General features: G+C 70.1%; 19 protein-coding genes. 5 read left to right on the top strand and 14 right to left on the bottom strand.

The window, feature by feature from the left end; translation table 11 throughout:
* Window positions 1-98: 98 nt before the first annotated feature.
* Window positions 99-1,055, bottom strand: a complete 957-nt coding sequence (ftrA, locus tag KS03_RS05335) for a transcriptional regulator FtrA (protein WP_015877821.1) — start codon at window positions 1,053-1,055, stop codon at window positions 99-101.
* 112 nt (window positions 1,056-1,167) lie between these two features.
* On the opposite strand from ftrA, the gene KS03_RS05330 reads away from it, so the two are divergent.
* Both KS03_RS05330 and KS03_RS05325 read left to right on the top strand, forming a co-directional pair.
* On the top strand, window positions 1,168-1,563 hold the full coding sequence (locus tag KS03_RS05330; protein WP_015877822.1) for a rhodanese-like domain-containing protein: 396 nt from the start codon (window positions 1,168-1,170) through the stop codon (window positions 1,561-1,563).
* Window positions 1,564-1,685: 122 nt separating this feature from the next.
* The gene (locus KS03_RS05325; RefSeq protein WP_015877823.1) at window positions 1,686-2,009 is read left to right on the top strand and encodes a superinfection immunity protein; all 324 of its coding nucleotides are present in this window, start codon (window positions 1,686-1,688) and stop codon (window positions 2,007-2,009) included.
* Between the two features lie 400 nt (window positions 2,010-2,409).
* Here KS03_RS05325 and KS03_RS05320 read toward each other — a convergent pair whose 3' ends face one another.
* From KS03_RS05320 to mreB, 5 genes are all read right to left on the bottom strand, one after another.
* Window positions 2,410-2,673, bottom strand: coding sequence for a YodC family protein (locus KS03_RS05320; RefSeq protein ID WP_015877824.1), 264 nt, complete (start codon window positions 2,671-2,673; stop codon window positions 2,410-2,412).
* Between the two features lie 393 nt (window positions 2,674-3,066).
* The gene (locus KS03_RS05315) at window positions 3,067-3,927 is read right to left on the bottom strand and encodes a MurR/RpiR family transcriptional regulator (RefSeq protein WP_015877825.1); all 861 of its coding nucleotides are present in this window, start codon (window positions 3,925-3,927) and stop codon (window positions 3,067-3,069) included.
* A 1,517-nt stretch (window positions 3,928-5,444) separates the two neighbouring features.
* Window positions 5,445-5,711 carry a hypothetical protein gene (locus tag KS03_RS05310; RefSeq protein WP_015877826.1) on the bottom strand — a complete coding sequence of 89 codons (267 nt, stop codon included), beginning with the start codon at window positions 5,709-5,711 and terminating at the stop codon, window positions 5,445-5,447.
* Between the two features lie 167 nt (window positions 5,712-5,878).
* A complete protein-coding gene (locus tag KS03_RS05305) occupies window positions 5,879-8,146 on the bottom strand; it encodes an amylo-alpha-1,6-glucosidase (protein WP_015877827.1) in 2,268 nt (755 codons plus the stop codon).
* Between the two features lie 357 nt (window positions 8,147-8,503).
* Window positions 8,504-9,538, bottom strand: a complete 1,035-nt coding sequence (gene mreB / locus KS03_RS05300) for a rod shape-determining protein (RefSeq protein ID WP_015877828.1) — start codon at window positions 9,536-9,538, stop codon at window positions 8,504-8,506.
* Window positions 9,539-9,833: 295 nt separating this feature from the next.
* Here mreB and KS03_RS05295 point away from each other — a divergent pair, with 295 nt between their 5' ends.
* Window positions 9,834-12,479 carry a patatin-like phospholipase family protein gene (locus tag KS03_RS05295; RefSeq protein WP_080942744.1) on the top strand — a complete coding sequence of 882 codons (2,646 nt, stop codon included), beginning with the start codon at window positions 9,834-9,836 and terminating at the stop codon, window positions 12,477-12,479.
* Between the two features lie 67 nt (window positions 12,480-12,546).
* Here KS03_RS05295 and KS03_RS05290 read toward each other — a convergent pair whose 3' ends face one another.
* Together KS03_RS05290 and KS03_RS05285 are read right to left on the bottom strand one after the other, a co-directional pair.
* Window positions 12,547-13,701: an ATP-binding protein gene (locus KS03_RS05290; RefSeq protein ID WP_015877830.1), complete on the bottom strand. Its 1,155-nt coding sequence runs from the start codon at window positions 13,699-13,701 to the stop codon at window positions 12,547-12,549.
* The gene (locus KS03_RS05285) at window positions 13,688-14,395 is read right to left on the bottom strand and encodes a response regulator (protein ID WP_015877831.1); all 708 of its coding nucleotides are present in this window, start codon (window positions 14,393-14,395) and stop codon (window positions 13,688-13,690) included. Before KS03_RS05285 ends, KS03_RS05290 begins: the two co-directional genes overlap by 14 nt.
* A gap of 359 nt (window positions 14,396-14,754) precedes the next feature.
* Here KS03_RS05285 and KS03_RS05280 point away from each other — a divergent pair, with 359 nt between their 5' ends.
* Window positions 14,755-15,669, top strand: a complete 915-nt coding sequence (locus KS03_RS05280; RefSeq protein ID WP_015877832.1) for a glutaminase — start codon at window positions 14,755-14,757, stop codon at window positions 15,667-15,669.
* A 144-nt stretch (window positions 15,670-15,813) separates the two neighbouring features.
* Here the strand turns inward: KS03_RS05280 and KS03_RS05275 are convergent, their stop codons facing one another.
* The 3 genes from KS03_RS05275 to KS03_RS05265 all read right to left on the bottom strand — a co-directional run bounded on the left by KS03_RS05275 (window position 15,814) and on the right by KS03_RS05265 (window position 19,307).
* Window positions 15,814-17,391 carry a methyl-accepting chemotaxis protein gene (locus tag KS03_RS05275; protein ID WP_015877833.1) on the bottom strand — a complete coding sequence of 526 codons (1,578 nt, stop codon included), beginning with the start codon at window positions 17,389-17,391 and terminating at the stop codon, window positions 15,814-15,816.
* 296 nt (window positions 17,392-17,687) lie between these two features.
* On the bottom strand, window positions 17,688-18,005 hold the full coding sequence (locus tag KS03_RS05270) for a hypothetical protein (protein WP_015877834.1): 318 nt from the start codon (window positions 18,003-18,005) through the stop codon (window positions 17,688-17,690).
* Between the two features lie 153 nt (window positions 18,006-18,158).
* Window positions 18,159-19,307, bottom strand: a complete 1,149-nt coding sequence (locus KS03_RS05265; RefSeq protein WP_015877835.1) for an asparaginase — start codon at window positions 19,305-19,307, stop codon at window positions 18,159-18,161.
* A gap of 256 nt (window positions 19,308-19,563) precedes the next feature.
* Between KS03_RS05265 and KS03_RS29560 the strand changes: the two genes are divergently transcribed.
* Window positions 19,564-20,381 (top strand): IS5-like element ISBugl2 family transposase gene (locus KS03_RS29560; RefSeq protein ID WP_085962430.1). Its coding sequence is split into 2 segments (ribosomal slippage): window positions 19,564-19,912 and window positions 19,912-20,381, totalling 819 coding nucleotides; the frame shifts between segments, so codons are not numbered across the junction.
* 545 nt (window positions 20,382-20,926) lie between these two features.
* On the opposite strand, the gene KS03_RS05260 is transcribed toward KS03_RS29560, so the two are convergent.
* From KS03_RS05260 to proP, 3 genes are all read right to left on the bottom strand, one after another.
* Window positions 20,927-21,568: a YukJ family protein gene (locus KS03_RS05260; RefSeq protein WP_015877836.1), complete on the bottom strand. Its 642-nt coding sequence runs from the start codon at window positions 21,566-21,568 to the stop codon at window positions 20,927-20,929.
* A 328-nt stretch (window positions 21,569-21,896) separates the two neighbouring features.
* Window positions 21,897-22,208 carry a hypothetical protein gene (locus KS03_RS05255; protein ID WP_017433466.1) on the bottom strand — a complete coding sequence of 104 codons (312 nt, stop codon included), beginning with the start codon at window positions 22,206-22,208 and terminating at the stop codon, window positions 21,897-21,899.
* 165 nt (window positions 22,209-22,373) lie between these two features.
* Entirely contained in the window at window positions 22,374-23,897 is a 1,524-nt protein-coding gene (proP, locus tag KS03_RS05250) for a glycine betaine/L-proline transporter ProP (RefSeq protein WP_080569411.1), read from the bottom strand.
* Between the last annotated feature and the right edge of the window lie 435 nt (window positions 23,898-24,332).

Here is a 24,332-nt window from a genome sequence, read left to right as displayed (position 1 = left end):
CTCGGCGCCCCGCCCCGCCCCGCCCCGCCGCGCCAGCCAGCCAGCCAGCCAGCCAGCCAGCACGGTAGTGGCCGCTCACCCCGCCAAGGCGGCGGCCGTCAGCGCGCGTCGAACCCGCGCCGGTACGCGGCCGGGCTCGTGGCCGCGATACGCCGGAAATGGCGCCGCAGCGACTCCTCGGAGCCGAAGCCCGCCAGCGCCGCGACCTGCGCAAGCGGCAGCGCCGGATTGGCCTCCAGCATTTCCTTGGCCACCCCGACGCGCTCGCGGATCAGCCACGCGTAGGGCGCGAGCCCCGTGGCGTCGCGAAACTGCCGCTGCAGCGTGCGCGGGCTCATCGCGGCGCGGCGCGCGAGCGCGGCCCGCGCGTGCGGCTCGGCAGCGTGCTCGCGCATCCAGTCGATCAGCTTCGCGAGCCGGTCCTGGCCGTCCGGCGCCACCGGCCGCGGCACGAACTGCGCCTGCCCGCCGTCTCGATGCGGCGGCAGCACCAGCCGCTGCGCGACGCGATTGGCGACTGCGCTGCCGTGATCGCGCCGCACCACGTGCATCAGCATGTCGAGTCCCGCGGCCGAACCGGCCGAGGTGATCACGCGCCCCTCGTCCACGTACAACGCGTCCGGATTCACCCGCAACGACGGATAGCGGGCGCGCAGGCGCTCCACATAGCGCCAGTGGGTGGTCACGGTCAGGCCGTCGAGCAAGCCCGCCGCCGCCAGCACGAACACGCCCGAGCAGATCGAGCAGAGCCGCGCGCCGCGCCGGTGCGCCGCGCGCAGCTTGCGCAGCAGCGGCTCGGGCGGCAGTTCGTCGGGGTCGCGCCAGCCGGGAATCACGATCGTGTCGGCACGGCCGAGCAGTGCAAGCCGGTGCGGCACGGCCATCGTGACGCCGCCCGCGGCGCGGATCGGCCCGGCCTCGGCCGCGCAGACGGCGAAGCGGTACCAGGCGCGCTCGAGTTCGGGGCGCGGCAGGGCGAACAGCTCGACCACGCAACCGAACTCGAAGGTGCAGAGACGATCGTAGGCGAGCGCGACGACGAGATGCTCGGACATGGCGCGATGTTACCGGAAGTTGTCGATCGCGCCAGTGTCGCCGCGATCGCGTGCCGCCGATACTGCTACCCGTTCGCCCGGCCTTCCGCCCCCGCCACCAGGAGCCCGAACCATGTCGTTCGTCACCGAGATTCCCGCCGCCGAGAGCGCGGCCGCCGCCCGGCACTTCGCCGCAACGCTGCGTTTCGAGACCGATTGCTGGGACGTGCACCACGCGCTCGCCTGCCGCGCGGCCGATTTCGTTCTGCTCGACGTGCGCAGCCCCGAGCTGTTCGCGGCCGGCCACATCAAGGGCGCGATCAATCTTCCGCACCGCAAGATCGTCGCGAGCCGCCTATCGCATTTTCCAATCGGGACGATGTTCGTCGTCTATTGCGCGGGCCCCCATTGCAACGGCGCGACCCGCGCGGCGCTCCGCCTGGCCCGCGCCGACAGGCCCGTGAAGCTTATGCCAGGCGGGATCACGGGGTGGCTCGAGGAAGGCTTCGAATTGGTGACGGAACAATAGATCGACCCGGATCATCTCTGGAAGCGCAACAATCAGTTGCCAGCACAACATCCGAAAAAGCGCGACAATCTGTCCCACATCAGTCGACTTCGTCGCACTGCAACACGGAAGGAGAAGTACCCATGCGGATGAAAATACTGATCCAGATCGTCGGGGCCGTAATCGCAATCGCGGTCTACTTTCTGCCGGCCATCGTCGCCGACCGCCGCGGCCGTCACGACAAGCTGACGCTCGCGCTGTTCAACGCCCTGTTCGGCTGGACCGTGGTGGGCTGGGCGATGACGCTCTACTGGGCGCGCCAGCCGAACCCGGCCAAGAATCTCGCCGGGTCGATCGTGCAGACGCGCCGCTCGATCAGCATGAGCACATTCTCGACGGGCCTGGTCGACCGCGTGCAACGCCGGGTCGCCCTCCAGCAAGCCTGGGTCGAAAAGCAGGACCGCTGAGCCCGCCATCCCCGGATCCCCGTGGTACCGCCCCCGCGCGGCACCCGCCCCGAGTCACCCGGCCAAGCCCGCGAGCCCGCCTCACCGCCCCGGGCGCCCAAGCATGCCGCCCAGATGGGGCAAAACGGCTGCCGCGCCGCCCGCGCGGAATCCCGGCAGGGGACGGCAGGCTGGGAACTGGGGGCGGGCAACGGCGGCCAGCGGTTCGCCGCCGGACCAGGCCGCCACCAAAGCAAACGCGCCCTGAACGGGCGCGTTGTCGATTCGCTGCAATGCGGCATGGCGGCTGACCGGGCCACGCCCGCTCGGGCGGGCGCCGCGGCCTAGCTATCGCCGGGCGTGGCCGGATGCGCCGTCCCGGTGCTGGCTGGCGCGCGGTAGGCGGGCCGGCCGCGCGTGTTCAAAGCGCCACGCCGTCCGAGGCGCCGAACCGGCGCAGGCTCGCGCGGCCGGCCGTGATGGTGGTGGGCTCGCGCACCACGGCATCCACCGCGAAGCGCTGCTGGCGAAATTCGCCGCTGTCGTCAAACCACTGGCAGGTCAGGTAAATCGCCCCGCTGGCGATGCCGACATAGGTGACTGTCATCCGGGCGCCGCCGGTCTTGAGTGTCACGACGTCGCCAATGCGCGGCGACGCGGCACGGATATCGTGAAATGCTGTCATGGCCCTTATCTCTCTTTCGTAAGCCGATTTATCAGGCGAACGCCGATTTTTCGGTTTCGTGCAGACTAACAACGAAAATATTCGAGGACAAGCAGTCTTTTCCGCTTCACTTAGACCCATCGCAAAAAATTCACTTACCGCCCCGTTTTTCCTTGCCAGTCAAGCATTTGATAGGCGCCGTCGTTGCTGTTGCAACCTGTCCGGATTGCCGGGTTTTCATCCGGTTTTTCGTAATAGCGAATCACCGAATTCGATTATTACGTTGAAATCGTTCCAGGCAGGAATGTCAAAATTTGAAAAAGCTCGGCGCTGAGAATATCGATATTTTTCTCGCCGTGACATTCGTCCGCCACCCGGGAAACGATCCCGGGATGTCGGCAGACGCGGCGCGGTTCAGCCCGTGTAGGCACCGCGCGCATGCAGTTCCGCTTCACTGCGTTCGAGCGCGGCCACGGCCCCGCCGCCTTCCAGCGCCAGCAACTGGGCGACCAGTGCCTCTGCGAGCGCGTGCGCGGCCACCAGCGAAGGAAAGAACGATGGGCTGTCGTGCCCGAAGATCAGCGTCGCATCGGCAGCCAGCGCGACCGGCGACGCGGCGCTGTCGGTGATCGCCACGATCCGGCTGCCGCGCTCGCGCGCGATGTTCGCCACCCGCGTTGCCTCGGTCGAGTAAGGCGCGAAGCTGACGATCACCGTCACGCTGGCCTGGCCGATCGCGCGCAGCTCCATCTCGAGCGAACCCGCCACGCCCGCGAGCAGCGACACGCTGGGCCGGAACAGCCGGTACGCATAGACGAACCCGAACGCCACCGGATAGCAGGAGCGAAAGCCCGCCACGTGGACGTGCGGCGCCTTGCGGATCAGCCGCGCCGCCTCGGCCAGCGCGCGTTGGTTGCGCGCGGCCGCGTCGGCCAGGTTCTGCTGCTGCGCGGCCAGCAGATCGTGCGACAGCGCGGCCTTCGCGCCCGGCTTCACGAGCGAGCGCGCGCGCTGCGTCATCGGCGCCGGCCGTGCGCGCACGCGCGCCACGAACAGGTCGCGCAACTCGTTCCAGCCGGGAAAGCCGAACTGCTGCGCGAGCCGCACCAGCGAGGCCGGCTGCACCTGTGCGCGCTGTGCGAGCTTGCGCATCGACGACACCGCGACCTCGTCCGGGTGATCGAGCAGAAACGCGGCGCCGGCCTGGAACTGCGGGCTCAGCTCGGAAAATTGCGCCCGGATCAGGGACGCGAGTTCGTCGAAATTGGCGGGCATGGTCACGAGCGGCTTGAGCGGGGCGCTCATGGTATCACCGGGTCGCGCGCCGCCCGCCGGGGCGCCGGCGGAGCGCCGGCGGGGTGCCGGGCACGACGCGGCGAAGCGTGAGCCGCAGTGTGTCTGCCGCCTTGCCTCGGGTCCGGCCGACCGTGGCGGCGCCGCCGGTTATCCCCGCTTTTTGTTGGCAAGCTTGTGGATATCCTGCGCACCGGCGCGCCAAGCCTCTGATGCAAAACGGTTTCCCGGCCGATGTCACCGAGCAGGCAGATGCGCCGGCCCGGTTCGGACTGGCTGCCGATGCGCGGCGCAATTCATTGCATCGGGCACGCCGCCGGGCCTGATCGCGCCGGCTGATCACGCCGGCTGTTCCCGCCGCGCCGAGACGAGACGTTCGGCTTCGAGCCGGCCGAGGCGAGCCATCGCGCCGACGGCCGCCCGCGCCCCGCGCGAGCTTATCCACAGAAAATGTTGGCAAGCTTGTGGATGACTCGCGCACGCATTCCGTAAACATTTGATCGAACGCATCTTTTTCTCATCGACCACGGATCGCTCACAATGGGTTCGGGGCAGGAGCGACGCCGGGCTTGTCCACAGTTTTTGTTGGCAAGCTTGTGGACATCTCCGGCAATAATTCTTCAACCCATTGATTCAATAGCATTATTTTTCAAGAAACCGAGATCCGGCACGCGCTTCGCATGCCTGCCCGCATAATAGGCATCGCGCCTTGGTGAAAAAAAACCTTTTTGGATCAATGCTCTTGGGCGCCATGAGTTGTGTTTGCAACCATTCCAACCGGCCGTTTCCGGCATCGACGCCGCGCGACGCGCCGGCACGATGCCGCCTTCGATCCCGCGCGCAGCGCTGCCTGCGGGCCACTCGCGGCTGCGCGCCGCCCACTCGCGTTGTCCACATTTTTTGTTGGCAAGCTTGTGGACATCCTGAGGCCATTCAACTCAAGCCATTGATCTACCAGCGTTTTTTTCGGCGTATCACGAAAGCGTCAGGGCCGTGCGACGCGCCGTCGGCCGCCTGTTGTCCACAGTTTCTATTGGCAAGCTTGTGGATTTCCTGCGCATGCGCACCGCAAGGCATTGATCCGGCACGGTTTACCGCGGCGCGTCAGGGAAACGGGCAGCCCGGCGGCAGGCTGCCCGTTTCAGAGGCATCTGCCCGACGCCGCCGCGAAGGGGGCCGGCGGGCCGGCGGGACGCCTGCCTGCGTGCGGCAGTGCCTCACCTGGCAGGGAGCCGGCATCGGCGATCGGTAGCGACTACCGATCGGGATGACGTGACAGAGGTAAAGTTATCCACAGTTTTTGTTGGCAAACCTGTGGATATCGGCGAACCGGCATCGCCAAGCCGTTGATCGGACGGGAATTTTTTTCGATCCTATCGGAACGCCCACGAGTTCGTCACGAAATGGGGCGGACCGAGGCCGCGCAGGCAGGGGCCGGCGCGACGACGGCGACGACGGCGAGGCCCGGCGCGCCCACACGGGCTGCCGGCGCCGCCGGCTCAATGCCGCTCGAGCGAGCCCATCAGCTCGCTGGCCTTGGCGCGCAGCGCCTCATAGCCCGAACGCGCATGCTCGGGCAGGTCCGGGTCGCCGATCAGCGCGCCGAGCGTCTCGATCAGGCTGAACGCGAGCCCCTTGGCCGCGCCGGTTGCGATCGACTGCGACGCGACCGACGCATGCAGATGATCGACCGCCGCCTCCATCTGCTCGAGCTGCGCGTCGCGGCCGCGCGGGCCGCCTTCGTCGGGCCGGGTTTGCTGGGTCATGATTGCCATCTCCTTGAACTGAACGACGCGCCGCCAGACGCGGCGCGTTCCATCGTTTCGACCAGGCCACGCCCGGGCGATTCCCGCGCGAGCGGCCCGACCGGGCGCGGCAATTGGCCGCCGGCCACGCCATGCCGCATGGCGCGGCCGGCCGCCGGGCCGCGGGCCTACAGCGCCGCCACCACCTTCACGCGCCCGGCGCCGTTGGCGGCCGCCACCACCTGGCCGCCCACCCGGCGGAACGTCAGCGAGACCGTCTCGTCGCCCACCCGCAGCCCGTCGAGATCGAGCCAGCCGATCCCCTCGGGCAGCGCCGGCCGCTCGATGCGCACCTCGCCGCGCGCGGCGTCGACGCTCACGCCCAGGCAGGCCTGCAGCATCATGAACGGCGAGCCGGCCGCCCACGCCTGCGGCAGGCAGGCGACCGGATAAGCCGTCGGCGGCTCGCCGCGCCGGCGCGGGAAACCGCAGAACAGCTCGGGCAGGCGCATGTCGAAGCTGACCGCCGCCTCGAACAGCGCACGCAGCAGCTCGGTGGCGGCCGTCTTGTTGCCGTAGCGCGCGAAGCCGCGCGCGGCCAGCGCGTTGTCGTGCGGCCAGACCGAGCCGTTGTGGTAGGCCATCGGGTTGAAGCGCGGCTGGCCGGCCGCGAGCGTGCGCACGCCCCAGCCGGTGCGGAACAGCGACGAATCGAGCGTGGCCGCCACGGCCTCGCCGCGGCTCGCCTCGGGCAGCCCGAACGCGAGCAGGTGCCCCGCGTTCGACGCCAGCACGCGGCACAGCTCGCCGCGTCCGTCCAGCGCGATCCCGTAGAAGTTGGCCTCCGGCATCCAGTAGTGCGTCTCCACCGCCTCGCGCAGCGTCTTCGCGCGTGCCGCGTAGCCGGCCGCGCGCCCGGTGTCGCCGCGATGCGTGGAGAACGTCGCCATCGCGTCGAACGCCGCGCACGCGTAGGCCTGCACCTCCACCAGCGCGATCGGCCCTTCCGGAAAGCGGCCGTCGGCATGGAACACCGAATCGTGGCTGTCCTTCCAGCCCTGGTTCGCGAGGCCGCGCTCGGAGGTCTTCTGGTAGTCGAGCAGGCCGAGCGGATTACGGTCGCAGGCGCGCGCGACCCAGTCCGCCGCGCGTTCGAGCGCGGGCCACAGCTCGTCGATCAGCGCCGTGTCGCCGGTCTGCTCCAGGTAGGCGCCCGCCAGCACCACGAACAGCGGCGTGGTGTCGACGCCGCCGTAGTAGAGCGCGAACGGCACCTCGCCGGTGGCCGCCATTTCGCTGCGGCGGAACTCGTGCATGATCTTGCCCGGCTCGGCGTCGCGGAACGCCGACGCCTCGCGCGCCTGATGCTTCGCGAGAAAACGCAGCACGCCGCGCGCGAGCGACGGCTGCAGCCACAGCATCTGCAGCGAGGTGATCACGGCGTCGCGGCCGAACGGCGTGGAGAACCACGGGATGCCGGCATAAGGATAGGGCCCCGTCTCGAGCTGGGTGGTCAGCAGGCCGAGATCGGCGAGCGAGCGCTCCAGCCAGGCGTTGAAGAGCGGGTTGCTGGTGCGCACGCGCGTGGTCATGCGGCGCCGCTCGCGCATCTTGCGGTGGACCTGCACCAACGCGCGGCGCAAACCCGGCCGGCTCGCCTTGGCGAGCGACTGCGCGGGCTCGGCCGGCTCGCCGTCGCGCTCGATGCGCGCCTCCACCGTCAGGTAGATCGACACGCAGGCCTGCGCGGCGATCGTCAGCGTGTAGTCGGCGCGCTCGGTGTCGAGCCGCACCGGCGCCGGCGAGAAGCCGATCCGCACCGTGCGCGTGACGCCGTCGAGGCCGTCGTAGCGCAGCCGCACCTGCCCTGCCTCGACCTGCGGCGCGGCCACCTCGCCGCGTCGCTCGCGCGGCGTGCCGCGCACCTCGAACATGTCGAGAAAGTCGGCGGAAAACGAGATCGACAGCGGCACCTCGGCGTCGGTCGTGCCGTAGTTGGTGAGCGTGAGCGCCTCGTAGAGCACGTTCTCGGAGAGCACGCGCATCCGCTCGATGTGGATCACGCCTTCCGGCATCTCGTGGCCGCCGAGCGGCGGCAGCGGCCGGTTGGTCAGATGCGCGGTGAACGAGGCGTTGTCGGCGCTGGTCGCGCCCGACAGCAGCGACGGCGCGCGGCCGCCGAACGTGAGCCGCCAGCCCGACAGCACGCGCATGTCGTCGACGAACAGGCCGTCGTCGTGGCCGGAGATGTCGCCGAGCGTGTCGCTGACCACGAACGCGTCGCCCGACTTCAGCACGTGCTGGCTGCCGCGCACGGGCTTCTGCGAGCCGGGTTCGGGGGCGATGAAGGGGGGCGCGGCGGCACCCGCGGGCGGCGCCGCAGGCGGCGCGGACGAAGCGGCGGCGACAGCCTGCGCGGCCGTCGAGGAAGCGTGATCTGCTGGGATACCGGGCATTGCGACTCCTGACTGCGGTCCACGGGAAAGGGGGCGGGCAAGCCGGTCGCTGCTTGCACCCCGATTCGCCACAGGATAGGCCAGAATGCGCCCGCCACGCAGCATCGTGATCCCTTGCGCGGCGCCCGGCCCGGCCGCCGCCCGCCGGCGGCCAACCGGAGATGGCGCAGGAGCGGCGGGCAGCAGGGACTGCCCGGCTGCCGCCCGGTTGTCGCCCGGTTGTCGCCCGGTTGTGCACGGCTGCCGCCCGATTGCGGCGCGCCTATCGGCACCTGCGCGCCGGCTGGCCTGGCTGGCCCGGGCGCCGGCCCATGGCCGGCACGGCGCGTCGGGCGGGCCGCCCGGCTGCCGGGGCCGTCAGTGTTCGATGTCGGCCTCCAGCCGGCCCATCGCCTCGCCGGCGCCGCGCACGGCGCAGCTCAGCGGCTCGTCGGCGACGCGCACCGCGAGGCCGGTTTCGTCGAACAGGCGCCGGTCGAGATGAGCAAGCAGCGCGCCGCCGCCCGTCAGCACGATGCCGCGATGCGCGATGTCGGTGACGAGTTCGGGCGGCGCGTTTTCCAGCACGGCCTTGACGGTGGTGATGACCTGCTTCAGCGGCGCCGCGAGCGCCTCGGCCACGTCGTGGTTCGACAGCTCGATGGTGCGCGGCAGGCCGTCCTCCACGCCGCGCCCGACGGCGCGCATCGATTCGCGCGGCACCGAATGGCAGGCCGAGCCGATCTGCTTCTTGACGTGCTCGGCGGTCTGCTCGCCGAGCAGCACGTTGTAGAGGCCGCGCACGTGGTTGACGATCGCCGCGTCGAACTGGTCGCCGCCGACGCGCACCGACTGCTGATAGACCACGCCGCCGAGCGAGACGACACCGACCTCGGTGGTGCCGCCGCCGATGTCCACCACCATCGAGCCGACCGCCTCGGTGACGGGCAGCCCCGCGCCGAGCGCGGCCGCGAGCGACTGTCCGATCAGGCTCACGCGCGAGGCGCCCGCCGCCACCGCGGCCTCGCGCAGCGCGCGGCGCTCCACGGCGGTGGCGCTCGACGGCACGCACATCGTGAACGCGATGCGCCGTCCGAACAGCGAGCGCGCGTGCGACATGTCGACGAACTGGCGGATCATCTGCTCGGCGGCCGGGTAATGCGCGATCACGCCGTGCCGCAGCGGGCGCACCGCCTCGAGATGCTCGGGCACGCGCCCGAGCAGCGCCTTGGCCAGTTCGCCCACCGCCTCGACCCGCGCCTTTTCGACATGCGCGGCCGACTTGCGGAAACAGACCACCGACGGCTGATTCAGCACGACGCCGCGTTCGGACGTGTAAATGAGGGTGCTCGCGGTGCCCGGATCGATCGCGACGTCGTTCGAGAAAAGCCTGCCCAGCATGGGTGTCGACATTGTGTGCCTCAACGGACTGACCTACCGACGAAGATGCGCGAGCGCGGCCCGATCCGGCGTTTCCCCCGCGCCGGTACCGCTCGCTGGCCGCTCCCGCGCGCATCGATCACGATGCACCGTCGACCGGCAGTTTCTACTGTAGGTAATTTCGGGTCAATGGAGAATATGCCGTTCGCCGGTTGGCAATTGCGCGGAACCGTCGGGACTGCCTGAGATCGGCCGCATAAATTGACGGCCGCCGCAAAGCCTGTACCCTCTCGCCTGGGCCGCGCATTCGCCGCCGTGCAACCACGTCATGTCGATACCAATCGTAGAAATCCGCATCCTCACCTTCCCCGCCTCGCATCGCGAATCGCCAGCCGACCGTCTCGTCGCCCGCGCGCCGCGGCCGGCGGCCGGACCTGACGCCGCCGATCGCCGCCTCGGTCGTGATCGCCGCACGGGCCCGCGTAACGCCTGCTTGGCGCGGCTCGCGCTGGCCATGCTCGGCTGGGCCTGCTGCGTGCTGCCCGCCACGGCGCGGGCCGACACGTCCGACCGGCCGGCCGCGCAGGCCGCGCAGGCCGCGCAGGCCGCGCCAGCCGCGCCAGCCGCGGCGGCCGACTCGACGACCTGGGCAGCCGCGCTCGCGGCGATGCAGGCGCAGCGCAATCCGAGCGACGAAGGCCGGGGTGTGCAAAAAATGGGGGCAGAACTATCGGCGGCCGCCACGGCAGTGCCCTCGCTGCCCGATGCCGACGGCGCCGCCGCCCAGGCGTGCGTCGCGAACGGCGGCCCGCCGGGCCGGCCGGCGATCGGCCTGGTGCTGTCGGGCGGCGGCGCACGCGGCTATGCCCATTTGGGGGTCCTGAAGGTACTGGAGGCGCATCGCATCCCGGTCGACTGCATCGCGGCCACCAGCATGGGGGCCGTGGTCGGCGGCCTGTACGCGAGCGGGATGGACGCCGACCAGATGGCGCGGCGGCTCTCCGCGGTGAACCTCACCGACATCGCGTTCGACGTGGTCGATCGCGCCGACCTGCCCCAGAAGCGCCGCGAGGACGAGGAGCACTACGTCGCCGGCCTGACCGTGGGCTTCGGCCGGAAAGGCTTCAAGGCGCCGGCCGGGCTGATCCAGGGCAACCGGCTGCAGGCGCTGCTCGCCGACTGGACCGCCTCGGTGCCCGTCAACCAGTCGTTCGACAAGCTGCCGGTGCCGTTCCGCGCGATCGCCACCGATCTCCGCAACGGCCACATGGTGGTGCTCGACCATGGCTCGCTGCCACTCGCGATCCGCGCCAGCATGGCGCTGCCGGGCCTGTTCTCGCCCACCGAGATCGCCGGCCGCACGCTGGTGGACGGCGGCCTCGTCAGCAACCTGCCGGTCAGCGCCGCGCGCCGGATGGGCGCCGACCGGGTGATCGCGGTGGACATCGGCTCGCAGCTGCGCCCGCTCGATTCGCTCGCCTCGGCCGCCGACGTGATCCAGCAGATGCTCGGCATCCTGATCCGCCAGAACGTCGCGCAGCAGCGCGCGCAGCTGCGCCCCGACGACATACTGCTCGAGCCCGATCTCGGCTCGCTGTCGTTCATCGATTTCCAGAACGCCGAGCAGGCGATCAAGGCCGGCGAGGCGGCGGCCAATGCCGCGCTGCCGCGGCTCGAACGCTACGCGCTGTCGCCGGCCGACTACGCGGCCTACCGCGCCGCGCACGCGCGCCCGTCGGCGCCGCCGGTGCGGCTCGCCGCGATCGAGATCCGCGCGAGCGGCCCGGTGCCCAAGCGCGTGGTGGCCGACGCGCTGCACGTGAAGCCCGGCGACGTCTACGACGCGCAGGCCGTCAACCGCGACCTGCTCGCGCTGTCGACGAGCGGCAACTTCGATTCGGTCACCCAGCAGGTGATCACCGACGGCAACCGGAACACGCTGCTGATCGACGCGCGCGAGAAGAACTGGGGGCCGAACTTCCTGCTGTTCGGGCTCGGCATGTCGAGCAGCTCCAGCGACGAGGGCGGCTTCCGCTTCCACGTCGGCTACCGGCGGCCCTGGCTGACCGATTCCGGGCTCGAATTCCGCGCCGACACCACGCTCGGCAGCGACCTGCAGGCGCTGCACACCGAGCTGCGCCAGCCGCTGTCGGGCCGCTACGGCTTCTATCTCGCGCCCTACGCGGAGCTGGAGCGGCGCTTCGCGAACATCTACTACGAAGACTACAAGCTCACCCAGTACCGGTTGCAGACGCAGCGGCTCGGCCTCGACCTGGGCCTGCCGATCGCGCGCCTGGGCGACTTACGGGTGGGTCTCGCCTACGCGCACGGCAACGCCTCGGCCATCTACAACCTGCCCGACATCACGCCCGACGGCGACCTGGACGGCCAGATGTACCCGTCATTCAACGGCCATGAACTCACCGCGCGCGCGCGGCTGCTGATCGACCAGCTCGACGATCCGATGCTGCCGCGCCGCGGCTACTACCTGGAAATGCGCGTCGACCGCTCGCTCGCCGCGAGCGACGGCAGCCGCTACACCCGACTGTTCGGCAAGGCCATGATCGCGCAGGCGTTCGGCCGGCACAGCCTCAGCGCGAGCATCGAGGGCGGCAGGAGCCTGGGCGGCGTGAGCCCGGTGAACCTGCTCGCGTTCACGCTGGGCGGCTTCCAGCACCTGGCGGCCTACGCGGCCGACCAGCTGAGCGGCGACGCGCTCGCCTACGGCCAGATCACCTACATGAACCGGCTGATGACGTTCAACGCGTCGCCGATCAAGGCGTTCTACGTGGGCGCGAGCGCCGAGGTCGGCAACGTCTGGACCGCCGACGATGCGCTCGACAACGGACCGCTCAAGCAGAGCTACTCGCTGTTCGCGAGCTTCGCCACCTCGTTCGGGCCGGTCTACGTAGGTGTCGCGCTGGCGCCGGGCGGGGTGCGCAACCTGTACTTCCAGCTCGGCCGGACCTATTGAGCGCCGCTCGGGCACGGACGGCGCGCGGGCCGCAACCCGGCCGAGGCGGCGCGGCGGCCGGCGGGCCTCAGCCCGGCCAGCCGATCTCGAAACGCGCGCCGGACAGCTCGCGCGCGTCGGTCACGACGATGTTGCCGTGGTGCGCCCGCAGCACCTGCCGCGTGATCGCGAGGCCGAGCCCGTAGCCCGCGGTATGGCGGTCCAGCCGCACGAACGCGTCGAAGATCCGCTCGCGCTCGATGTCGGGCACGCCGGGGCCGTCATCCTCGACGAACACGGTGATGCCGCCGTCGGCGCCGGCGGCCGCGCCGATCACGATGCGCGAGCGCGCGTACTTGCCGGCATTGCGCAGCAGATTGCGGATCGCGTAGGACATCAGCCGCGTATCCATGTTCACGCGCAGCTCGCGCGGCACGCCGATGCGCATCTCGATGCGCTTGGTCGGGTCGAGCTGGGCGACGTCGTGAACCTGGGTTTCGAGCCAGGTGGCCAGCCCGGTGGGCGCCTGGTTCGATTGCAGCGAACTGTATTCGAGCCGCGCGTAGGTGAGGCTCATGTCGATCAGCTCGTCGAGTTCCGTCACGTCCTGCGCGATGCTGTCGAGCGCGGCGTGGCGCTCCGCGTCGGAGGCCGGGTCGCGCAGCGCCTCGAGCGCGAAGCGCACGCGCGCCAGCGGCGTGCGCAGCTCGTGCGAGATGCCGTTGGTCAGGTCGCGCTGCGCCTCGATCAGGCGCTCCATGCGCATCGCCAGCGCGTTGAGCGTGCGCGCGAGCGGCCCGAGGATCACGCTGTGCGATTCGCGCGCGCGCGTGTGGAAGCGCCCGCCGCTGAAATCGATGGCGCGCTCGCGCACCATCACGAGGTCGCTCCAGGTCGGGCGCGCCCAGCGCCAGGTGGCGAGCGCCGGCACCACGATCACGAACAGCGCGACGCCGAGCGCGCCGCCCGGCAGCGCCTCGAAGCCCGCCAGCACGGTGCGCGGCGACAGCGTGGCCGCCAGCGCCAGCAGCGGCACCGCCACCACCGTCAGCACCAGGCTCATCAGATGCAGGTAGGCGCGCAGGTAGAGCCGCGACCAGCTCGGCATGCGGTCGGCACGCGTGTCGGTCCACGAGCGCCGGAAGCGCAGCCAGCGCCAGCGCAGGTAGCGCAGCGCCGGCAGGCGCGAGGGCGGCGGGCAGGCCGCGCCGCGGCGGCCCGGGTCCGTCCTATTCCCACTCATGGGTGCTGAACTGGTAGCCCTTGCTGCGGACCGTCTTGATGCGGCGCGGGTGGCTCGCGTCGTCCTGCAGCTTGCGGCGCAGCTTCGAGATGCGGCCGTCGATGGTGCGGTCGAGCCCGTCGAACTCCACGCCGCGCAGTTGCAGCATCAGGTCGTCGCGGCTCACCACCTCGCCCGCGCGGCACACGAGCGCCCAAAGCAGGTCGAATTCCGCCGACGTGAGATCCGGCGACGAGCCGTCCGGCAGCCGCACCGAGCGGTTGCCGCGATGGATCGAGAACTTGCCGAACGCGAAGGCCTCGGGCTCGGCGCCCGCTTCGGCCGCGCGCGCCGGCGAGCGCCGCAGCTGGGCCTTGATGCGCGCCAGCAGGATGCGCGGCTCGACCGGCTTGCGCACGTAGTCGTCGGCGCCGAACTCGAGCCCCAGCAGTTCGTCGTAGGGCTCGTCGCGCGCGGTGACCATCACGATCACGCCGTCGTAGTGCTTGCGCGCCTCGCGGCAGACCTCGAAGCCGTCCTTGCCCGGCAGGTTCACGTCGAGGATCACGAGGTCGGGCCGCGACGCGAGGATCGCCGGCACCGCCGCATGGCCGTCCAGCACGGTATCGACTTCGTAGTCGTGCTTGCGCAGATAGGTGGTGATCAGGGTGGACAGACGGCTGTCGTCCTCGACGAGGAGAATCCGAAAAGGCATGGGTGAGACCGTTGCGTGTGTTGCGTGCGAAAAACAGCGACCGGCCGGCCCGCGGACCGACCGCTAACCATCGGTAAGATTCGAGACTAATCCGAATCATACTGCCGTCAGCGCCGAGATCCGCGTAATTGAGGGCGTGCGGCAAGGAAATCGGGCGCCTAGCGGCCCGACCGATCCGACCAGGTCCGGCGGCCGGCCGTGCCGTGTCGAGCGCAAACGGCCCGCCGCCGCCCGGCCGAACCCCGCCCGGGTTCGCCTGGGCCGCCACGGCAGCGGCTCCGAGCTTGACGAATCGCGGCGCAAGCGGTTCCATACGGGCTCGCTGAATTCGGCGCCGCGCGCGCCGCCCGATCGCCGTCATGAATTACCCATCGATACTCGAACGCATCCGCACCGAAATCACGCCGTGGATCGGCGCCGGCCGCGTGGCCGACTACATCCCCGAGCTCGCGAAGGTTCCGGCCGAGCGCTTCGGCATCGCGATCGTCACGCTCGACGGCCAGACCCACACGGTGGGCGACGCGCACGAGCGCTTCTCGATCCAGAGCATCTCGAAGCTGTTCGCCTGCACGCTCGCGTTCCAGCTGCTCGGCGACGAGCTCTGGCAGCGCGTGGGGCGCGAGCCGTCGGGCACCGCGTTCAATTCGCTGGTGCAGCTCGAAAGCGAGCGCGGCAAGCCGCGCAACCCGTTCATCAACGCCGGCGCACTGGTGGTCACCGACGTGCTGAGCCGCCGCTTCGTGCGCGCCGAGACAGCGCTCGTCGAATTCATCCGCCGGCTGATCGGCTCGAACGAGATCGACTACGACCTGCGCGTGGCGCAGTCCGAATGGCAGCACGCCGAGCGCAACCGCGCGATGGCCCACTTCATGGCCAGCTTCGGCAACATGTGGATGCCGCCCGACATGGTGGTGGAAGCCTACTGCCGGCAGTGCGCGATCTCGATGAACTGCGTGGAGCTCGCGCAGGCCGCGCTGTTCCTCGCCAACGGCGGCGTGGCGCCCGTGACCGGCGAGCGCGTGGTGGACGCGAGTTCGGCCAAGCGGCTGTCCGCGCTGATGCTGACCTGCGGCACCTACGACGCGGCCGGCGACTTCGTCTACCGCGTCGGGCTGCCGGCCAAGAGCGGCGTGGGCGGCGGCATCGTGGCGGTGCTGCCGGGCGAGATGGCCGTCTGCGTCTGGTCGCCGGGGCTCGACGCGAACGGCAATTCGCTGGCCGGCGTGCTGGCGCTGGAATGGCTGACGAGCTACACGGAACGCTCGATCTTCTGAGGCCGCGCGGGCCGCGGATTGCGGCGGCCCGCGCCCGGCTCCGGCGCCGCCCGCCGGCCTCGCCGTCAGGACGCGGCGCGCCGCCCCGGCCGCCGCGATGCTGACGGAATGACGGGCGCCGCGGCGCGGCTCATCCTCGCCGGCTCATCCGGCCGCCCGGCCCGCCGCGCCGTCCGCCACCCGGAACCACGAGATGGCGGAGAACAGGCTCTCGCTCTGCCGTTCGAGCGATGCCGAGGTCAGCGACGCCGCCTCGATCAGCGCGGCGTTGTGCTGCGTGGTGGCCTCCATCTGCACCACGGTCGCGTTCACGAGTTCGATGCCGGCCGACTGCTCGCGCGAGGCCTGGCTGATGTCGGCCATGATCGCGTTGACGCTGTTCACGGCGCTGAGGATCTCGTCCATCGTCGCACCGGCCCGCATCACGAGCGCGCTGCCCTCGTCGACGTTGGTGGTGGAGGCCGAGATCAGTTCCTTGATCTCCTTGGCGGCGGCGGCCGAGCGCTGCGCGAGCGAGCGCACCTCGGCGGCCACCACCGCGAAGCCGCGGCCGTCCTCGCCAGCGCGCGCGGCCTCCACGGCCGCGTTCAGCGCGAGGATGTTGGTCTGGAACGCGATGCTCTCGATCGTGCCGACGATGCTGACGATGCGCGCCGAGCTGTCCGAGATCGCGTCCATGGTGCGGATCACCTGCTTGACCACGGTGCCGCCGCGCGAGGCGATATCCGAGGCGCGCGTGGCCAGCTCGCTCGCGTCGTGCGCGTTCTCGGAGTTCTGCCGGACGGTGGCCGTCAGCTGCTCCATGCTCGCGGCGGTCTGCTGCAGCGAGGCGGCCTGCTGCCCCGCGCGCGAGGACAGGTCGCGGCTGCCGCCGGCGATGTCGCGCGCGTCGAGCAGGATCGACTCGGTGCCCGCCCGTACCTTGCCCACCACCAGCGCCACGCGCTCGCGCATCTCGTTGAGCGCGCCGAGCAGGCGGTCCATCTCGTTGCCGCGCCCGGTATCGATGCGCCCGGTCAGGTCGCCTGCGGCGATCTTCGCGAACTGCCCGACCGCCGCGTCGATCGGCCGGACGATCGCACGCGCGAGCGCGCGATGCGCGACGAAGCCGGCCACCAGCGCGAACACGCCGGCCGCGCCGAACGCCGCGAGCGCCACGCGGAAGCGCCGCGCCGCCGCCTCGTAGCGCGCGCGCTGGCGCTCGACCTGGAACGCCTCCAATGCCGTCAGCGCCTGCTGATAGTCGTCGAACCAGGCCGCCGGCATCTCGCGCTGGGTGCCGAGAAAATCCACCAGGTTGTCGGCGTCGAGCTGCTTGATGCCCTTCTCCAGCCCCTGCGTGAGCAGCCGGGTGCGCTGCGCGAGCAGGGTGTCGAGCAGCGCCTTCTCGGCCGCGTCCGGCGCGTGGAGCGCGCGATAGGCGTCCAGCTCGCGGCGGCTCTCGTCGAGCAGCGCGTGCAGCCGGCGCACCTCCTCGCCGGCCGGCTTGCCCGCGCTGATGATCTGCTCGACGTTGCCCAGGCCGATGCGCAGCATCAGCATGCGCTCGGAGCTCGTCTTCAGGTGGACGACGGACGCGGTATCGTCGCGATACATCGCGTCGAGCGCGCCGTTGCTCTTCACGAGCGAGACCGCGGCCGCCCCGATCACCAGCATCAGCAGGACCGTACAGCCGGCAATCGTGGCGGCGAGCCCGCCGCGGATCGTGATGGTTCGAGACATGGTCGGCACGGGAAAAAGGCGCGCGCGTCTGGCCCGGCGGCCGCCGCGCACGCGAAGATCGGACGGAAACGCCGGACGCGCTGGCCGGCACACGACCGCGCGGCCGGCACGAGGCCCGATTCGCGCGCGTCATGCCGGGCTATCGGAAGCGGGAATTTTTGACTTGAGCCGCGAAGCGACGGGAACCCGTCGAAATACGCCATGGCCGGCGCGGCGGACGGAACGGCACGGGCAGGAATGGCGACAGCCAGGCCCGCGCACGCTCGGCGGCGGCCCCGAGCGTCGGATGGCAACGCTCAGCGCGCGGCCGCGATGCGGTACGGCGTGGGCCGGCCGGCGGCCTGCCAGGCCGCGATCGCGCCCGCGACGCGCGCATCGACCTCGGTGAGCGGGCGCGGCTCGCGATCGCCGTTCATCAGATACCAGTGCCAGCCGCCCTCGGCATCGCGCACCGCCAGCGGCAGGATCGCCGAGCCGCGCATCAGCGGGCTCACGGCGTCGTGCAAATCCTTGAAATTCGGACGCGCGGTGTGGATCACGGCCACGTCGCCATTCTCAAGATCGCGGCATACCGCATCGACGTCCACCGGCTCCGCACAAAAATCGATCTGCATGGCGTTTCATCCGGAGAATCGACGAGAGTTTCAGTCTAGTCGGTGAACGGCGGCTGACAAAGCCCGGCAGCCGGCGCGGCGCCGCCCGGACCGTCACGGGCGCCGCCGCGCGAGGGCCAACGGCCCGACCGGCGCGGGCGGCGAGCCGGTGCCCTACCAGGTCGCCGAGAACGCCCGCTGGACCTCGGCCGGCGAGGTCACGCGGTTCGCGACCAGCAACTGGGTGAGTATCCGCGCCTTCTGCGGGTTCAGGTCGAGCGACACCGCAAAGCCGCGCTGGTCGTCGTTCACTTCCACGTTCCGGTTGACGAAGCCGCTGCCGACGCGCGTCGAGCGCACCACGACGATGCCCTGCCGCGCCGCTTGCTGCAGCGCGTCGAGCGCCTTGCCGGAGGTATTGCCGTCGCCGACCCCGGCCAGCACGATGCCCTTCACGTGGTCGGCGATCGCGTGGTCGATCTGCCGCGCATCCATGTTGCTGTGCGAATAGACGATCTCGACGTCCGGCAGCTTGCCGTCGGCGGGCAGCACGTACTTCTTGCGGGAATCGGCCGCGGCCGGCGCGAGGAAGCGCACGCTCGCCGGATCGACGTAGCCGATCGGGCCGCTGTTCGGCGAGGCGAAGGTCTGCACACTGGTGGAATTGGTCTTGGTCGCGCCGCGCGCCGAATGGATCGTGTCGTTCAGCACGATCATCACGCCGCGCCCGCGCGCATGCGGATCGGCCGCCACTTCCACCGCCTCGTAGAGGTTGGCGGGCCCGTCGGCGCTGATCGCCGTGGACGGCCGCATCGATCCGACCAGCACGACCGGCTTGTCGGTGTGCAGGACGTTGTCGAGGAAGAACGCGGTTTCCTCGAGCGTATCGGTGCCGTGCGTGATCACGATCGCGTCGGCCTCGTTGCGATCGGAGATGTCCTGGATGCGCTTGGCGAGCTTGAACCAGACCGCGTCGTTCATGTCCTGCGAGCCGATCGAGGCGATCTGTTCCGGGCGCAGGCGCGCGAGCTTCTCGATGCCGGGCACGGCGTCCACCAATTGCCGCACGCCGAGCGCGCCGGCGTCGTAGGCGTTCGCGGCGCGCGCGGCGGCCTTGCCCGCGATGGTGCCGCCGGTGGCGAGGATCGCGACGCGCGGCAGCGACACGGCGGCCTGCGCGTCCGCCACCACGGGTGCCGCGGCGGCGGCGGCGAACGAGGCCGGCGCGCCGAGCGCGCCGAAGGCGGTCAGCGCCGCGGCAGCGGCGAGACGGAGCAGGGCATGGCGAGACCCGGTTTTCCCGACATGGGAAATATTGTTCATTCAAGACTCCCTACTTTTTGATTCGATGAATTGCACTTCGCAAACATCATCCGGCGCAGTCACTGCCGATCGGCCCGCAGCCGGCCCTGGGCGCATCGAGGCGCATCGAGGCGCGAGAATCGCGAGGATTCGGACGGTGGCTTTCAGACGATGCTGAAATTCATCCTAAGAGGCCAGTTCAAAAACTCCCGAGAGGGGCTGTTTACTTCCTCGGCAAGCTGTTAACCTTGGGCATCAGAACAACGGAAGTCCAAGGATGGAAGCGCCAATCATTGACGACGAACTGTGGATACTGATCGAACCATTGCTGCCACCTGCGAAGCTTCGAGCGAAGAGCGATCCTGGTCGCCCGCGCGTGTCCGACCGTGCGGCTCTCAACGGCATCCTGTTCGTGTTCAAAACGGGAATTCGTTGGAACCACTTGCCGACTCGTCTGGGCTTTGGCTCGGGCGCCACATGCTGGCGGCGATTGAGCGACTGGCAAAAGGCTGGTGTATGGGACCAACTGCACGAGTTGCTACTCGACAAGTTGCGTGCGGCCGGCCAAATCGATCTGTCATACGCTGCGGTCGATTCGTCGTCCGTGCGCGCCGTTGGGGCGGGCGAAAAACTGGCCCGAACCCCACCGATCGCGCGCGACCCGGTTCCAAGCACCACGTCCTCGTAGACGCCAACGGCGTTCCTCTCGTTGCGATCCTGACTGGCGCGAACACCAACGACGTCACGCAGTTGCTGCCGCTCGTTGATGCGATTCCACCCATTCGCGGCGTTCGTGGCCGACCGCTTCAGAATCCCGGCGTCGTCTACGCCGATCGCGGCTACGATTCCACCCGACATCGTCGCGCGTTGCGTGAACGCGGTATCAAGCCCGTGATCGCCAAGCGCCGGACCGAGCATGGCAGTGGTCTGGGCAAGTATCGTTGGGTGGTCGAACGTACGCATTCCTGGCTCCACAATTTCCGGCGCCTACGCACTCGCTTCGAGCGACGTGCCTACATTCACGAAGCATTCCTCAAACTTGGCTGCTCGCTCATCTGTTGGAACATCTTCAGACGAGCTGAGCAGGGTTTTTGAACTGGCCTCTAAAGCCGATTCCCTTCGTGGTCCTTTGATTTGGCCGAACTCGACGCGATTTCCCCGGGGCTCGCTGATGTGCGTCAAGCCGGCCAGGCAGCGGCGCATCGCCGGGATTGCCGGGGCGGCATGACCGCGGTTTGCGGCAAGCATGGGCAGACGTCGCCCACATTGCGCCGACGCAAGGGCGTAACGGATGCGCATGACGAGCGGCGCGCGAGCTCCGCCAAGGCATGCGAAGCGGGCGCGAAAAGCCGGCTGGGCCGAGGCCGGCAGGCGGCCCGGCTCGGAAGAATCATTGGGCTTTCCGAAAGATGACAATGATTCGCCATCCTACATAAACGGATCGATCGCCGACCGGCCGCCGGCGGTAAGCAGCACGATCGCCACTCTCATGCCGATCGGCTCGAACGGCGGGGAGCCCGCCGAATCAGGAAAAGCCGCTCCGGACCGGTCATCGACACCTATCCGGCACGGTTTCGATATTTTCTTGCCTCCGTGCCGAGGGCGGCACGGCCGCCGCCGCCCTCGGCGCAGCGCCGCGCTCAGGCCGGATTGCCGTGATCGTCGGTATCGAAGGTCTGCGACTGGAACGCGATGAACACCGCGAGCCACGAGCCGTCGGGATAGCGCAGCATCAGGCAGCCGTCCTGGTAGACGCCGTTGTCCTTTTTATACGAACCCGAATTGCCCTGGTTCATGTGAATGTCGTGGATGCCTTGGCCCGGCACGAACTTGAAATACTGGTCGGGTTTGTTCTCGGGTCCCCACTTCGCGCCGAACGCGAACACCAGCGAGCCGGCCTCGTCCATCGCCTTCACGACGGCGCTCTCCAGCCGGTCCTTCAGGTCATTGCTCTGCCCCGGCACGTCGGGCGGCACCGGCGCCATCGCCTGGGTATTCACCAGGCCGCCGCGCACGAAGTCGATCGCGAGGCCGCCCGGCTTGCTCGCCAGCTTCGTGAAGCCGGTCTGGGCCGCCATCAGCTGCGTGGTCAGCGAGTCGGGCAGCGTCGTCGTCGATTCGAACAGCACCGTCGAGGGCGCGTGCGGCGCCGACGATTTCACGTTCACCGCGATCCGGAACACCTCGTCGCCCGCATGCACGAGAATCTGGTAATGATCGTCGTCGGCGTTGCGCAGATGTCCGGTAACGGTGCCCTTCAACAGGCCATAGTTCAGTGACATGGGATCGTCCTGTGGTGAGTGAAGTGAGTGAAAAGCGATTCTGCCGTCCGTGACTGACAGTTTTGCGAAACGCGAGTTGCATGCGCGCGCGGTGCGTGGTGTTTTTATGCCGGCCGCGCGCGCGGCGGCCGCGAGTCGGTAAGCGCTACCGTGCCCGCACCGCAGATTCGGCAATTTCTCGCGCCGCGCGCGACGGCGGCCGCCTCATGGGGCTGGCCGACGCGCGTGCGCGGTGGGTAGGTGTAGGAGGATCTGCGCGGATCCGGCGCCTGCCCGCGCGGCGCAAGGCCCCGCGCGGATCGAACGGATCACCGAATCGCGGCGTGCGTCAGAGCGGGTAGCGAGTCCCGCCCCCGGCCGCTTCCCGGCTGCCGGGGTCCGCGCCCACGCCGCAGCTGCCGAGCGAGGCGGCCGCCGCGGCCGGCCGCCGGCGGCGAGCGTCTTGCCGCTCGCCTGCCGGTAGCCCGCGGGCGCGGGCAAGCCGGTAGGTCTGAAGCGCGCCGGCGGCAAGCGAGGCGATGGCAGGCAGCGCGAAGGAGAACGGACGCTTCATTCCGGTTTCTCCGCCGTGCTCTTGGAACAGGTCGAACGTTGTCGAAACCGGTATCGGCGGAAAACCCGGCAAGTCCGTGAAGAACATCCGCGCAACGGATCGTGGCGGCCCGTTTCGGCTGCGTCGACGGCGGCGCGCGGGACGCAGACCGCAGCCGTTGCGCACGCAACCGGTTCCGCACGCCGCGCAAAGCCGGCCGGTGCCGGAACCGGGAACGGTCCGGCCGGCGGGGCTTGCCGGCGATGGCGGCGGCTACTTCCTGGCGGGGGTGAAGCCGGCCTGGGCGAGCCGGCCCGCGCCGTCACGGCGCAGGCGCTGCGCCTCGGCCTGGGTCGCCACGCATGGCGCCGAGCCCGGCAGCGGCCGGCCCGCGCTCTCGCGCGCCGCCAGCACCGCCACCGCGCCGAGCGCCGCCGCCCCCATCAGGTAGTAGGCCGGCATCATCAGGTTGCCGGTGGCGCTGACCAGCCATGCCGTGACGAGCGGCGTGGTGCCGCCGAACAGCGACACCGACACGTTGAAGCCGATCGCCAGCGCGCCATAGCGCACCGAGGTGGGAAACAGCGCCGGCAACGCCGAAGGCATCACGCCGCAAAAGCAGCAGAGCAGCACGCCCAGCACCATCATGCCGGCGAACAGCGGCACGCCTTGGCCGCCGCGAATCAGCAGCAGCGCCGGCACCGCCAGCACGATCAGCCCGAGGCAGCCGGCCAGCAGCACCGGGCGCCGGCCCACCCGGTCCGACAGCCAGCCGGCCGCGAGCGTGAGCGGCATCATCGCCAGCATCACCAGCGACACCATCGCCAGGCTGCGGGTCTGCGCCATGTGCAGCGTGGCCGACAGGTAGTTCGGCAGGTAGGCGAGCACCATGTAGTCGGTCACGTTGAAGATGAGTACCAGCCCGACGCAGACCAGCATTGGCCGCCACTGCCCGGCCAGCAGCGCGGCCAACGACGGACGCGCGTGCGGGCGCCCGGACCGCTCGCGGCGCTCGGCCTCCTTGCGGAACGCCGGCGTTTCCTCGAGGCGGGTGCGGATGTAGAGGCCGATCAGCCCGAGCGGGCCGGCGATGAAGAACGGCACGCGCCAGCCCCAGTCGAGCATCTGCGCGGGCGAGAGCGCCGCCGCGAGCGCCGTGACGGTGCCCGCGCCGAGCAGGTAGCCGGCCAGCGTGCCGAATTCGAGGAAGCTGCCCATCAAGCCGCGATGCCGGTCCGCCGCGAACTCGGCGATGAAGGTGGCCGCGCCGCCGTACTCGCCGCCCGTCGAGAAGCCCTGCACGAGCCGCGCGACCAGCAGCAGCAAGGGCGCGAGGATGCCGATCGAGCCGTAGCCGGGGATCAGGCCGATCGCGAAGGTGCCGAGCGCCATCAGGATCATCGTCATCGCGAGCACGCGCTGGCGGCCGATGCGGTCGCCGAGCGGGCCGAACACCAGGCCGCCGATCGGCCGCACGAGGAACGCGGCCGCGAACGTGCCGAAAGTGGCGATCAACTGCACCGGGCCGCTGGTGGACGGAAAGAACACTTCGCCGAGCGTCACGGCGATATAGCTGTAGACGCCGAAATCGAACCACTCCATTGCGTTGCCGATCGCCATCGCGCCCACTGCGCGCCGCAGCAGCGCGCGATCGACGACCGTCACCTCGTGCTGGTCGCTGGCGGCCGCGCGCGCTTCAGGCGCGCCCGGCGAGCGGGGCTGCGCGGTGGTGGACGCACGCGCGACGCGCGGGCTGCCGGCCGCCTTGGGGTGAGGTCTGCGGGTAGATGGGCTCAATGGCACGCTCCTGTGGGAATGGCGATGCGCCGCCGCGGCGGCGTGTCTCGTCGAGCGATCGGGCGGCCCGCCCGGTCGTCGTCGCCTGTTGTCGGATACGGTGATGGCGTCCCCGAGTTTGCGCGAGCGCAAGCGCGAAAGCCTGCTCGCAAACGTCCCGAAGCCGACTGGAAACGACAGCGTTGCCGCCCCGCTATTCCGGTCGCGTCGACGCCGCCGCGCGCCTGCCGCGAAGCCGCGCCGGAGGGCGCCGCCGCGGCGCGCATGGCGGCGGCGCGCCGGTGTCGGGAATAGGCAAGCGGCCGTCGCAATTGCGCGATCCGGCACGCGCGTTTCTCGCAATGATTCGGGGGTGACGCCGCGCGCCTCCCGGGGTGCGGCAGGTGCCCGTGGCGCCCGGCGGCGGCCCGGCCGAGGCCGGCGATGCCGGGCGGC

It is taken from the genome of Burkholderia glumae LMG 2196 = ATCC 33617 (genome assembly GCF_000960995.1).
Lineage (GTDB): Bacteria > Pseudomonadota > Gammaproteobacteria > Burkholderiales > Burkholderiaceae > Burkholderia > Burkholderia glumae.
The sequence above is the reverse complement of the archived record's forward strand: the minus strand, read 5'-3'. Positions and strand labels throughout refer to the sequence as shown.

Excerpts from the sequence above, each read along its gene's own strand:
- KS03_RS05305 (WP_015877827.1), bottom strand. The coding sequence starts at position 8,146 with ATGCCCGGTATCCCAGCAGATCACGCTTCCTCGACGGCCGCGCAGGCT.
- mreB (WP_015877828.1), bottom strand. The coding sequence starts at position 9,538 with ATGTCGACACCCATGCTGGGCAGGCTTTTCTCGAACGACGTCGCGATC.
- KS03_RS05325 (WP_015877823.1), top strand. The coding sequence starts at position 1,686 with ATGCGGATGAAAATACTGATCCAGATCGTCGGGGCCGTAATCGCAATC.
- KS03_RS05275 (WP_015877833.1), bottom strand. The coding sequence starts at position 17,391 with ATGTCTCGAACCATCACGATCCGCGGCGGGCTCGCCGCCACGATTGCC.
- KS03_RS05295 (WP_080942744.1), top strand. The coding sequence starts at position 9,834 with ATGTCGATACCAATCGTAGAAATCCGCATCCTCACCTTCCCCGCCTCG.
- KS03_RS05255 (WP_017433466.1), bottom strand. The coding sequence starts at position 22,208 with ATGTTCTTCACGGACTTGCCGGGTTTTCCGCCGATACCGGTTTCGACA.
- KS03_RS05310 (WP_015877826.1), bottom strand. The coding sequence starts at position 5,711 with ATGACCCAGCAAACCCGGCCCGACGAAGGCGGCCCGCGCGGCCGCGAC.
- KS03_RS05320 (WP_015877824.1), bottom strand. The coding sequence starts at position 2,673 with ATGACAGCATTTCACGATATCCGTGCCGCGTCGCCGCGCATTGGCGAC.
- KS03_RS05285 (WP_015877831.1), bottom strand. The coding sequence starts at position 14,395 with ATGCCTTTTCGGATTCTCCTCGTCGAGGACGACAGCCGTCTGTCCACC.
- KS03_RS05265 (WP_015877835.1), bottom strand. The coding sequence starts at position 19,307 with ATGAACAATATTTCCCATGTCGGGAAAACCGGGTCTCGCCATGCCCTG.
- KS03_RS05290 (WP_015877830.1), bottom strand. The coding sequence starts at position 13,701 with ATGAGTGGGAATAGGACGGACCCGGGCCGCCGCGGCGCGGCCTGCCCG.
- KS03_RS05280 (WP_015877832.1), top strand. The coding sequence starts at position 14,755 with ATGAATTACCCATCGATACTCGAACGCATCCGCACCGAAATCACGCCG.
- ftrA (WP_015877821.1), bottom strand. The coding sequence starts at position 1,055 with ATGTCCGAGCATCTCGTCGTCGCGCTCGCCTACGATCGTCTCTGCACC.
- KS03_RS05315 (WP_015877825.1), bottom strand. The coding sequence starts at position 3,927 with ATGCCCGCCAATTTCGACGAACTCGCGTCCCTGATCCGGGCGCAATTT.
- KS03_RS05260 (WP_015877836.1), bottom strand. The coding sequence starts at position 21,568 with ATGTCACTGAACTATGGCCTGTTGAAGGGCACCGTTACCGGACATCTG.
- KS03_RS05270 (WP_015877834.1), bottom strand. The coding sequence starts at position 18,005 with ATGCAGATCGATTTTTGTGCGGAGCCGGTGGACGTCGATGCGGTATGC.
- KS03_RS05330 (WP_015877822.1), top strand. The coding sequence starts at position 1,168 with ATGTCGTTCGTCACCGAGATTCCCGCCGCCGAGAGCGCGGCCGCCGCC.